Annotated in this window: 8 protein-coding genes; 6 read left to right on the top strand and 2 right to left on the bottom strand. The window is 42.7% G+C overall.

Translation table 11 applies throughout. The annotated features are described in order from the left end of the window. Positions 1-93 precede the first annotated feature (93 nt). Entirely contained in the window at positions 94-1,455 is a 1,362-nt protein-coding gene (gene gorA, locus J3455_RS14010; protein WP_349561943.1) for a glutathione-disulfide reductase, read from the bottom strand. A gap of 151 nt (positions 1,456-1,606) precedes the next feature. Here gorA and prlC point away from each other — a divergent pair, with 151 nt between their 5' ends. The 5 genes from prlC to J3455_RS13985 all read left to right on the top strand — a co-directional run bounded on the left by prlC (position 1,607) and on the right by J3455_RS13985 (position 8,534). Then, on the top strand, positions 1,607-3,658 hold the full coding sequence (prlC, locus tag J3455_RS14005) for an oligopeptidase A (protein ID WP_167658705.1): 2,052 nt from the start codon (positions 1,607-1,609) through the stop codon (positions 3,656-3,658). A 109-nt stretch (positions 3,659-3,767) separates the two neighbouring features. Continuing rightward, positions 3,768-4,946, top strand: a complete 1,179-nt coding sequence (locus tag J3455_RS14000) for a response regulator (protein ID WP_297330634.1) — start codon at positions 3,768-3,770, stop codon at positions 4,944-4,946. A gap of 43 nt (positions 4,947-4,989) precedes the next feature. Continuing rightward, positions 4,990-5,745 (top strand): class I SAM-dependent methyltransferase, encoded by a 756-nt coding sequence (locus J3455_RS13995; protein WP_167658703.1) that lies wholly within the window; start codon positions 4,990-4,992, stop codon positions 5,743-5,745. A gap of 283 nt (positions 5,746-6,028) precedes the next feature. Then, the gene (locus J3455_RS13990) at positions 6,029-7,954 is read left to right on the top strand and encodes a methyl-accepting chemotaxis protein (RefSeq protein ID WP_349561942.1); all 1,926 of its coding nucleotides are present in this window, start codon (positions 6,029-6,031) and stop codon (positions 7,952-7,954) included. Between the two features lie 106 nt (positions 7,955-8,060). Then, positions 8,061-8,534 (top strand): peroxiredoxin, encoded by a 474-nt coding sequence (locus tag J3455_RS13985; protein WP_250661630.1) that lies wholly within the window; start codon positions 8,061-8,063, stop codon positions 8,532-8,534. Positions 8,535-8,622: 88 nt separating this feature from the next. Here the strand turns inward: J3455_RS13985 and J3455_RS13980 are convergent, their stop codons facing one another. Next, entirely contained in the window at positions 8,623-10,758 is a 2,136-nt protein-coding gene (locus J3455_RS13980; protein ID WP_349561941.1) for a S8 family peptidase, read from the bottom strand. A 323-nt stretch (positions 10,759-11,081) separates the two neighbouring features. On the opposite strand from J3455_RS13980, the gene J3455_RS13975 reads away from it, so the two are divergent. Next, positions 11,082-12,266, top strand: coding sequence for a BaiN/RdsA family NAD(P)/FAD-dependent oxidoreductase (locus J3455_RS13975; RefSeq protein WP_130049759.1), 1,185 nt, complete (start codon positions 11,082-11,084; stop codon positions 12,264-12,266). Positions 12,267-12,408: the final 142 nt, after the last annotated feature.

Here is a 12,408-nt window from a genome sequence, read left to right as displayed (position 1 = left end):
CTGAGTTTAACAACTCATCATCACTTTGTAATCATAGGCATAAAAAAACCTTGTGGCAGCACCACAAGGTTTTAATTTAGCTTAAAGCTAATCTTATCTCATCGTCACAAACTCTTCTGAGCCTGTTGGGTGAATAGCCACAACAGCATCAAAGTCTGCTTTTGTTGCGCCCATTTTCATGGCAACCGCAAAACCTTGGATCATTTCATCAACTGTGAAGCCAATGCCGTGTAAGCCAACAACTTTTTCGTCTTCTCCAGCACACACCAGCATCATGTTACAAGCTTGGCGGTGCTGAGTAACCGCTGTGTACATTGCTGCAAAGCTTGATTTATAAACCTTTACGTTTTCAGCACCATATTGCGAAATCGCTTCTTGTTCTGTTAAACCAATCGTGCCGATTGGTGGGTGGCTGAATACCACAGTCGGTACTAGCTCGTAGTCCATTTTTAAATCATCAGGTAATTCTTTATTGAATAAGCGCTCTGATAAAATACGACCTGCTTTAACGGCTACTGGCGTAAGTTCAATACCGTTTTCGATGATATCACCTACTGCATAGACGTTTTCAGCTGTAGTGTTTTGGAATTCGTCTACTTTTACGTAACCGCTTTCGTTCACTTCAACACCTGCTGCTGCAAGGTTGATCTTGTCAGTTGTTGGTGTACGGCCAATTGCCCAAATAACTTCATCAACGTTTTGGCTGTGACCATTTTCAAAATGAATCGTTAAGCTACCATCGCTTTCTTTAACTACTTCTTTTGGAGTGCAATCAGTGTGAAGCGTAGGGCCTTCTTTTGCCATGATATCGACAAGCGTATCAATAATGTACGGGTCAAAAGTACGTAGCGGTTTGTTTTTACGAACAAACAGGTGGGTTTCTGTGCCAAAGCTATGAAGTACACCAGCGATTTCAACGGCAATGTAACCTGCACCAACCACAGCAACACGTTTAGGTTGTGCGTCTAGCTCGAAGAAGCCGTTTGAATCAATACCAAGCTCAGCGCCTGGGATGTTAGGAATAGTAGGGCGACCACCAACAGCAACAAGGATATGATCTGCGGTGTAAAGTTCACCGTCAACTTCAACTGTTTTGTTATCAACAAACTTAGCAAAGCCATTGATCACAGTCACACCATTGCTAGATAAGTACTTGTTGTAACCTTGGTGAATACGACCAATATACGCTTCGCGGCTTTCAACTAATTTAGCCCAGCTAAAACCTTTTAACTCAACATCAAAGCCGTAATCAGGTGCATATGCGTTAATAGCTTCAGCGATTTGTGCGCCGTGCCACATAACTTTCTTTGGAACACAACCGACATTTACACAAGTGCCACCCATGTGTTTTGCTTCAATAAGAGCGACTTTTGCGCCACGCATTGCTGCACGGTTTGCAGAGGCAATACCGCCACTACCACCACCAATTGCAATGTAATCAAAATGCTGAGCCATAGTTTGTCCTCAAAAATAGATAATTTTTTATTAATTAATCGATTTAGTAATAACTTGATAATAGCATAATAAAGACCAAGGTTAAGCCCCTTGTATTTCATCAATTCGCCCCAACTTCAAAATCATCTTCGCATAAAATTTGAGAACAAAAATGACAATTGCAGAAAATAACCCACTCATTGGTTTAGAAGGGCTTCCGCCATTTTCTAAAATTGAACCTGTACACGTAGTGCCAGCAGTAAAAGCGGCAATTGCTGAGTGCCGCGCTAAAATCGATGAGGTACTGGCAACCAAATCATACACATGGAATGATTTAGTACTTCCGCTTGAGGAAGCTGATGACAAGTTATCACGCCTATTTTCACCGGTATCACACATGAACTCAGTCGTTAACAGTGATGAGTTACGTGAAGCCTATGAGCAATGTTTGCCATTGTTATCTGAGTATTCAACGTTTGTTGGTCAGCACCAAGGTTTGTACGATGCTTACAACACACTTCATAATAGCGATGAATTTAAATCATTAACGATTGCCCAACAAAAAACCATTACTAATGCATTACGTGATTTTGAGCTGTCAGGGATTGCTTTAAAACCTGAACAACAAAAACGTTATGGCGAAATCAGTGCGCGTTTATCTGAGCTGGCTTCTAAGTTTGGCAACAATGTTATGGATGCTACACTTGCTTGGCAAAAACACATTACTGATGAAAGTGAACTGGCTGGCTTACCTGAGTCTGCTTTAGCACTTGGTGCTGATACCGCACAAAGTAAAGAGCTAGAAGGTTGGGTGTTTACTTTAGACTTTCCATCTTACTTACCTATTATGACCTACGCAGATAACCGCGAGTTACGTGAAGAGTTTTACACTGCGTTTGTGACCCGTGCCTCTGATCAAGGCCCTAATGCTGGTGAATTTGATAACTCTGCCATTATGAGCGAAGAGCTTGCACTGCGTCATGAGCTTGCCGAGTTACTTGGCTTTAGCAGCTACGCTGACATGTCACTGGCAACTAAAATGGCAGAAACGCCTGAGCAAGTTTTCTCATTCTTAGAAGATTTAGCTGCTAAGTCTAAACCGCAAGCTGAGCAAGAGCTTGCTGAGCTAACAGCTTATGCAAAAGACAAGCACGGTGTGACGGAACTTGCTGCATGGGACTACGCTTATTATGGCGAAAAACTTAAGCAAGAGAAGTATGCGATTTCTGATGAAGTACTGCGTCCATATTTCCCAGCCAATAAAGTATTAAGTGGCTTATTCACTACAGTAAATCGTTTATTTGGCATTAGTGTTAAAGAAGTAACAGAGTTTGATACTTATCACCCTGACGTACGTTTCTTCGAAATTTACGATAGCAGCAATACCTTACGTGGTCGCTTTTATCTTGATTTATACGCCCGCGATCGCAAACGCGGAGGTGCGTGGATGGATGACTGCATGGGTCGTAAAGTACGTGCTAACGGCGAATTACAAACCCCTGTTGCCTACTTAGTGTGTAACTTTAATAAAGCAGTGGGTGATAAGCCTGCCTTGTTTACTCATAATGAAGTGACAACTTTATTCCATGAGTTTGGTCATGGTATTCACCATATGTTGACGCAAGTTGATGCTGCGCCGGTTGCAGGTATTAACGGTGTTGCATGGGATGCGGTTGAGTTACCAAGTCAGTTCCTTGAAAACTGGTGTTACGAAGAAGAAGCGCTGAGCTTTATTTCGGGTCACTATGAAACAGGTGAGCCGTTACCAAAAGAGTTATTAGATAAACTCCTTGCGGCGAAGAACTTCCAATCAGGTATGCAAATGCTGCGTCAGCTAGAGTTCTCGTTGTTTGACTTTACTATTCACCATACTTACAAAGCGGGTGAGCCATGTAATATTCAAGCAACACTTGACGAGGTGCGCAGTAAAACTGCTGTTGTTAAAGCGCCAGCGTTTAACCGTTTTCAGCATGGCTTTAGCCATATTTTTGCGGGTGGTTATAGCGCAGGTTATTACTCTTATAAGTGGGCTGAAGTGCTCTCGGCTGATGCGTTTTCTAAGTTTGAAGAAGAAGGTATCTTTAACCCTGCAACGGGCGAAGCTTTCTTAAAGAACATTTTAGAGAAAGGGGGTAGTGAAGAGCCTATGGAGTTATTTAAAAAGTTCCGAGGACGCGAACCGCAAGTCGATGCACTACTGAGACATAGCGGCATTGCTGCATAATAATTTTTGTTGATTTAAAGCGCCGTAAGGCGCTTTTTTTATTAATATTTCTTCGCAAAATTACGCTCTCGTACTATTCTTCTTAAAAAAGAGTTTATAGGAATTAAGCATGTCAAAACTGGTATTAGCCATTGATGATGATAAATATATCCATCATGTGATTGAGGAATCGCTATCGGGCTTTTGCACACTGATCCATGCTAAAAATGGTGACGAAGGATTAAGACAGGCGTTAAAGTACAACCCTGACATCATCTTACTTGATATCGAAATGCCGGGTAAAACGGGCTTTGAGGTATGTAACGAATTAAAAGCCAACCCGCAAACAAAAGATACGCCTGTGATGTTTTTGTCGGGTAAAGCTGATTTACCTGACCGTGTAAAAGGTTATAACGCAGGTGCAGCTGATTACATTGTAAAACCATTTAATGCTGAAGAGCTCATGGCACGTATTCGCGTGTTATATCAATATCGTCAGCACTCTAAAAAGCTTAAAAGTGATGTAGAGCGAGCGCAAATCACTGCCGAAATCGCGATGACAGATTCAGGCGATATGGGTCGTATAATGCGCTACGTTGGGCAGAGCTATCATGCACACGATATCAAAGCGTTATCTGAGCATATGTTTGAGTTTTTTAATCCGATGGAGCTCGATGTAGTGCTGGCGTTTTGGTATCAAGATATTGGCGTATTTTGTAGTGCTGAGGGCGGAGTGTGTCCACTAGAGCAAGAGTTACTCGAAAAACACCGTGATGCAAATCGCTTTGTTGACTTTAGCCATCGCACAATTATTAATTACCCTAAAGTGTCGATGCTGGTTAAAAACATGCCACTTGATGATGCCCAGCTTTATGGCCGTTATAAAGATTTATTTCCGCATATTCTTGAAGTGACTAACGCTAAAGTACAAGACATGGAAAACAATGAGCGGGCACTGACTCAGGCGCAGCAAATAGGTAACTCGTTTAATGAGTTATCTGATCAAATGTACCAAAACAGTGATTCGCGCGAACATGCTGTAGAGAAATTTGCCGCCCAACTTGATGAGCTAAACAAGTCTATTGAGCAAAGTGGTTTATCGGGCAGCGACGAAGTCGCATTTCACCTACAGCAATTAAAACAAACTCAATTGCAGTTTACCTCGCTCAATGAAGACTTAGCGTTTATAAAGTATCAGCTAAAGCATATTATCGAATCGCGTAGTGAACTTTTAGCTAGCTTACAAAAAATGGCTGAACCGAGTGAGACTGAAGATGTCACTTCACAAACGGATATCGAGCTATTTTAAGCCATGCTATACTGGCGCCGAATAATTTAGCTCGGAGTTTTGCGTGGTAATTCATTGTCCTTTTAAAGAAATGCGTCCTTATTTAGATGCCATCGAACAGCGTTTTGGTTTGGCTAAGTGGGCTGAGCAGAATGTTGGCTTTTCGCTTCATTATGACGATCAGGGTCTCAGCTTAAAGAAAAAGGACGAGCCAAAACTTGGTGCTATCCATGTTGATTTTGTAACTGGTGCTGCAGCCCATCGACGTAAGTTTGGTGGTGGTAAAGGGCAGGCTATCGCAAAAGCGGTTGGCTTGAACAAAGGTGCCACACCAGTGGTGCTTGATGCCACTGCAGGCCTTGGCCGCGATGGCTTTGTACTGGCATCACTAGGCTGTAAAGTGATTTTGCATGAGCGCCACCCAGTTGTAGCTGCACTATTATTTGACGGCCTAGAACGCGCCTATAACGATGCTGAAATTGGTCCTTGGATGAAAGAAAACATGAGCCTAGTGTTTGGCTCTAGCCATACTTTACTGGCGCAGTGCAGCGATACACCAGATGTTGTGTACTTAGATCCTATGTTTCCTCATCGTGAAAAGTCAGCCCTTGTTAAAAAAGAAATGCGAGTATTCCAAGAGCTTGTGGGCGGAGATAACGATGCCGATGATCTTCTTGATTTTGCTTATCCGCTTGCTAGTAAACGAGTAGTCGTAAAGCGCCCAGATTACGCCCCATTTCTAAATGATAAAACCCCGAGTATGCAAATCAAAACTAAAAAGAACCGCTTTGATGTGTATGTGAAGGCAGCAATGGTTTAATACCATTAATCCGCAATAATACTTAATCATTTTGAGGGATTAAACCTACCGCTACCAGCGTTAAAAATTTTTCATTAAGAGCAACTTAATAACGAAATTTTTGCCTTGTTATCGACGAGGTTTTATTGCCTCAAAATAGACCCCTTAATTAAGCGAATTGGTATTTATGTAACCCTTTTAGCTTAGTTTGATTCGTTTTTACCTGTTATTTTTTACGGTTTACATCAAATTGTCATAAAAGGTTAATATTCTACGCGCGTAACGTTACTTGGGAATATCGTTTATGCGCGTGTCATCATTTACTCGGCTATTGGCCGTTTTACTCACTCTCGCTAGTATTTTACTGGCAGCAACCCTGTTCTGGGCTAGTCAAACTTTACTCGGTTTAGAGCAGCAAGATAACGCTTATAATAAGCTTAAAAACACCATCATTATTGATTTAAAAAGTTACCTTGATGATTATTTAGAGCAAGGTGACAGCCAACACTTAAATAAAGCCTCAACGCTAATAAGCGATGTTAAAAAGCAGCATTTAACTGAGCTACCTAATGACTTGGCGGGCCAACTAAATAGCCAACTGACGGCGCTCGATAAAGACATTAATGGTAAGTATCGTGCTTTAGGTAAGCTATCGGGTAACGAAATGGCGCTGCTCGATAACTCGTTAAGGCAAATGGCAGGTTCGGCCTCATCTTTAATTGGCTATGCAAGCAAAGCCGAGCCGCAAACAGTGCTTGCACTTGAGTATTATCAACTTGCTGCTGACTACTACAGCGAAGTTACATCACTCGCTTTGTATACATACAAGTTAGTGCTTAACTATGATCAAGACACTAAAAATAGCCTCAATCAAAGTGTTGAAAACCTAAATGACCTTGCTGCTAAAATCGATAGACTTGAAAACCTAGGTGTTATGAGCGAAGTGGATGAAGACGCTTTGTTTTTTGGTGAAGAAGCTGAAGACTTAGCCGGTGATATTAAAGCTGAACTAAGTAGCTGGCCTAAACGTTTCCCACGTGATTTAGCATCCACTCTTGAGCAAGCTGAGCAACGTCAAACTGGCATGCAAGCACTTCGAGAACAGATTGAAGCCCTATCTGCGACGGTGCTTGGTGCTGAGCAACAGTTAAAAGATGAACAAAGTAATCTTAAGCAACAAGTGTTTATCGTGTTCTGTGTGGCTATTAGCATGCTGGTGGTTTTAGCGGCGGGTGTTTACTTTGTACAGCGTAACCAAGTGCTTAACCCATTGCGCCAATTACGTGATGGTTTTGCTTTCTTAATTGAAAGTAATGAGCTTAAAAACATCGAGAGTAAAAACCCGAAAACCGAAATAGGTGAAATTGCCCATTACTTTAATCAACTGATTGAGCGTCAGCGTGGTGAGGCAGAAGAACGAGCACAAATGCTGAAGGTTATTAATGACTTTATGCTAGAGATGAGCGAGCACTTACATACCATTGCTCAGCAAACAGATGCCAGTCATTCTCAGGTTGAACAAAACCAAGGTTTACTTTCTGATATTCAACACATTGGTGAGCAGGTCAATAATATTAATGGTCAAGTTGCTGATAACGCCAAACAAACTTTTGATGCGATGGAGCAGAGCCTAGGCTTTGCCGACAGCATGTTAACCGCAAGTTCTCGAACTGAAGAGCGCGTTGAACAAGGTCTTGATAGCTTAAAAGAGCTATTAAAAGGGGTTGATGATGTTGGCCAAGTCATAGAGGTGATCAAAAACATTGCTGAACAAACAAATCTATTGGCACTGAATGCAGCGATTGAGTCGGCTCGTGCCGGTGAACATGGTCGAGGTTTTGCGGTTGTAGCGGACGAAGTCCGAAAACTTGCCAGACAAACACAAGGTTCGCTTGATGATATTAATAGTCAGCTAAACCGCTTAAGTGAAAATTCAACCATGGTATCAGAGCAAATTAGTGCGTTGGCTAATGATGCCGAGCTGCAAACACAAAATGCTCAAGAGCTTAAACGTAACTCAGAAGGTGTTGCCGATAACGCGCAAGATGCTAATAAAGTCGCGTTTGATGCCATGGAGCTGGCAAAGCAACAAAATGCTTTACTAGAAAACTTTAGCCAATCAATGCAAAGCATGAAGGGGCAAGTAAGCGAGTCGAACTCACTGGTTAGTGATATTCAGCTGCGCCTACAAGAGCAAATGCACACTATTAAAACCAGCTTAGGTTTATAACACTTCAAAGGGCGAGCAATGTTTTGCATTGTTTGCCCTTAAATCATGCGGTATTCAATTTTTTGGGTATATACTCTGTACTCTTATTTTCTTTCAAGGAATCACGATGATCGAACAAGGCCAAACTTTACCTGCAGCAACCCTTAGCGAATTAACTAGTGAAGGTATGCAAACCTTATCAACAGAGGCATTATTTGCAGATAAAAAAGTGGTGTTATTTGCCGTGCCTGGCGCATTTACACCAACCTGTTCTAATGCTCACTTACCAGAATTTATCACCTTAGCTGATAAAATTACTGCCAAAGGCGTTGATGCAATTTACTGTGTATCGGTAAACGATGCATTTGTAATGAAAGCATGGGGTGAAGCGCACAATGCTGAGCACATTCGTATGTTGGCTGATGGTGATGCCAGCTTTACTAAAGCACTTGGTTTAGATAAAGATACGGCAAGTTTTGGTGGTGTGCGCTCAAAGCGTTACGCGATGATCGTTGAAAACCAAATAGTAACAGGGCTTTTTGTTGAACAAGATAAAGATTTTGTTGTGAGCCGCGCTGAAGCTGTGCTAGAAAAACTTTAATAGTAATTCGTGCTTAATTAAGTAAATACAAAAAAGCCGGACGTAAGTCCGGCTGAAAGTCCCAGGGGGGAACTGGGGAGATCAACTATTAAGGTTGATACTGTGCATCCAATGTCACACCAGAGAAAGTCTTGTAAGCATTTAAGCTTAAGTGCCAAGTACCTGCTTGTGGGTTACTGAATGTACATGTTTCTGCGTTACCGTTTTTGTACGGACGACAGTCATAGCTTGATGACGTTGGTTGGCTACCAAACTTAACGAATAAGTCAGCATCACCCGAGCCACCAGAAGTCGTTACTGTGAAACTTGCCATACCTGCTGGTACTTCTAATGTGTAATGTTTCCACTGACCTGCACTTGCCGAGATATCAGTCACTGTGCCGCCACCTGCTTGTGGTGAACCTGAGCCTGAACCTCCGCCTGATACAGTTAAATCACCCACTAAGCTAACACCTGAGTAGGCAGAATAACCATTCAGCATTACATGGTAAGTACCTGCTGTTGGGTTATCGATAGAACATACTTCATTGTTACCGCCTTTGTATGGACGACAATCATAGGTTGACGTTGTTGGTGCGCTACCTGCACGAACGTAAAGGTCAGCATCACCTGTACCGCCACTCATAGTGAAAGTTACGTTAGTAGCTCCACTAGGTACTTCCATTGTGTAGAAAGTTTGGCTGCTAGCAGAGCCACTTAAACCTGTTAGTGCTTGACCATCTTCTAACACATTCCCCGTTGGTGGTGGCGGAGTTGTACCTGATGCAGCTGCAACTGCTGCTGCCGCATCCACAATACCTGTCCCACAGCTAGTACATGTTGCTGGGAAAGAACGGGTTGTTGATTTTAAAATGTTTTCGATTTCATCAGGCGTTGCTGAAGGTTTAGCTTGCTTGATTAGCGCAGCGACACCCGCAACATGTGGTGCTGCCATCGATGTACCTTGCGAGTAGTGATATGAATCGCTGCTTGGGCCTGTTGAGCCTGAGTTGTGAGTTGATAACACACCTTCAGAATCATTAGCAAAGCTTTGCGCGCCACCCGGTGCTGCAACATCAATGTTGCTACCGTAGTTTGAGTAGTATGCACGACCACCGTTACGACCTACTGATGCAACGTTTACTACGCCATTACAGTTACCTGGGTTGTAGTTTGCAGAGTTATCGTTGTCATTACCTGCTGCGATAACGACTACAGTGCCGTTGTTACGGGCTTGGTTAATTGCATTTTGTGTTGTAGAGCTACATGAGCCGCTACCGCCTAAACTCATGTTAATAACATCAGCAGGGTTAGCATTTGCTGGTACACCAGAAACTGAACCACCTGAAGCCCAGATAATACCGTCAGCGATATCAGATGTTAAACCACCACATTTACCAAGTACACGAACAGGAACTACTTTCGCATCGTAAGCAACACCTGCAACACCTTCACCGTTGTTAGTAACAGCTGCAACTGTACCGGCAACGTGCGTACCGTGCCAGCTAGAGTCTTGAGCACCGTGTGTGTAACCACACTCGTTAGCACTGATTGCATCACCTGGATCGCGAGCATCGCTATCACGACCGCCCCCATCGTTTGCTACAGACACGTTAGAGATCATGTCATAGCCCTGAAGGATGTTTGCGTTTAGATCAATATGAGGACGGTAACCTGTATCAAGTACCGCAACTACCACACCGCTACCTGTTGCTGTATCCCAAGCTGTAGGAAGGTTTAAACCACCTGCTTGCTCGTAGTAGTGCCATTGGTCGTCATAACGAGGGTCGTTAGGCGTTGCAAATGGCTTTAACATTTGGTCAATTTCGATGTATTCAACATTACCTGTTGCAAGCACCTCTTGCATGAACTCTTGTGCTTCTTGAGCAGAAAGTTTTTTATCAGCACGCATTACGTGGTGATTATTCATCGCCATTGCACGAACATATTGTGTTTTTACTTTACCTTTCTTACTGGTGAAGTTTTTAACAAAGCCTTTTGCTTTTTTGTTCATCATAGTTGGCGATTGTTCTGCTGCCGACATAGTCATCATTTCATCATTGTTATTTTTATATTTGATGATGAATTGCGTACCAAAGCCTTCCTGACCTTGTAATTTTGCTGCAGTTTCCTGCATAGATGGCGACATAAGTTGGTTTGGAGTAGCCATTGCTGCTGTTGTTCCAAACAACGCAGTCAAGCTCAGTGCAATTGCGCACTTCTTCAAGTTGTTGTTAGTTGTCATAATGATCCCTAGATTGTTATGTAAATCTTCACGGTATTTTTCGCGAAGGGGGACAAAGGTAAAATAAATGTAAATTTAGTTAAAATATCGTTTTATTATGGTTGTCTCTATTTTGGTTATAACCGAATGTATAGACGTCTAAATCAGTCTTTTTATGGTGTTTTTTGATACTTTTCTCATAATAAAGTTATAAATTTTTAGTTTTGAGTTTTTACTTTATTTCGTTTTTTGGTTTTATCTTTTTTGTAAAAACACCGTACTGTTAACACAGCAGCGAAAATAACTTGTTATAATCAGCTAAATTTTTTTAGTGAGTATGAGTAATGACCCAAGTAGACGTAATTGTGATTGGCGCCGGTGCCGCAGGTTTGATGTGTGCTGCACAAGCAGGCTACCGTGGTCGCAATGTTACTGTGCTTGATATGGGCAAAAAGCCGGGCCGTAAAATATTAATCAGCGGCGGTGGTCGTTGTAACTTCACCAATGAAAACGCAAGCCCAGACAATTACTTGTGTGGCAATCCTCACTTTGTAAAATCGTGTTTAAGCCGTTATACCCAACATGACTTTATTGAGCTGGTGGACCGTCACGGTTTGGCTTATCACCATAAAACGCTGGGCCAGTTATTCTGCGATAACAGCGCACAAGATATCGTCGATATTCTTTTAACTGAGTGCGAGTGGGCGGGAGTTAACATAGCGCTGCGTAACGAAGTACTCAGTGTGACCAAAACAGATGCTGGTTATGAAGTTATTACCGAGCAAGACAGCTATCAATGCGAGTCGTTAGTTGTTGCATCCGGTGGGTTAACCATGCCTAAGCTCGGTGCATCACCAATTGGTTATAAAATTGCAGATCAATTTGGTTTAACAGTGTTACCAACCATGGCGGCATTAGTGCCATTTACTTTGCATCAGCACGATAAAGATCGCTTTGAAGGTTTATCGGGGATCAGTATTCCTTGTCTGGTTAGCAGTGAAGATGGCACCCAGTTCAAAGAGAACATCCTGTTTACTCACCGTGGCCTTTCGGGCCCAGCGATTTTGCAAATCAGCTCTTTTTGGCGTGCAGGGCAAACTGTGTACATCAACTTGTTACCCGAGCTTGATTTAAAACAGCAGCTTGAGCAGTGGCGTCAAAGCCAAGGGCAAAAGTCACTAAAAAATACTCTTGCGACAATTTTACCAAAGCGTTTTGTTGAAATGCTGCACGACACCAAGGCTATTCCAGATTGCAATGTAAACCAGCTAAGCCATGCGCAAATCGACGCGTTACATGACTACGTTCATAATTGGCAAATTAAACCTAACGGCACAGAGGGTTATAGAACAGCCGAAGTAACGCTTGGCGGTGTAGACACCGACGAGTTAAGCTCAAAAACCTTCGAAGCGAAAAAGTCACCGGGCCTTTATTTCATCGGCGAAGTAACCGATGTCACCGGCTGGTTAGGCGGCTACAACTTCCAATATGCTTGGAGCTGCGGCTTTGCAGCAGGGCAGTATTGTTGAGCTAAGTTACTAGCTGCTAGTTGCTAGGGGAAAGACATTACTGGCTAGGAGCCAGGAGCTAGGCTCTAGGAACTAGGTGCTAGGTTAGCACTTGTTTGGAGGTCGTGCTTTAGCGTTTTTTTATAACGCCATATGACGGCCT

The sequence above is a fragment of the Pseudoalteromonas sp. NFXS39 genome (genome assembly GCF_040148775.1).
GTDB classification, from domain to species: domain Bacteria; phylum Pseudomonadota; class Gammaproteobacteria; order Enterobacterales; family Alteromonadaceae; genus Pseudoalteromonas; species Pseudoalteromonas apostichopi.
The sequence above is the reverse complement of the archived record's forward strand: the minus strand, read 5'-3'. Positions and strand labels throughout refer to the sequence as shown.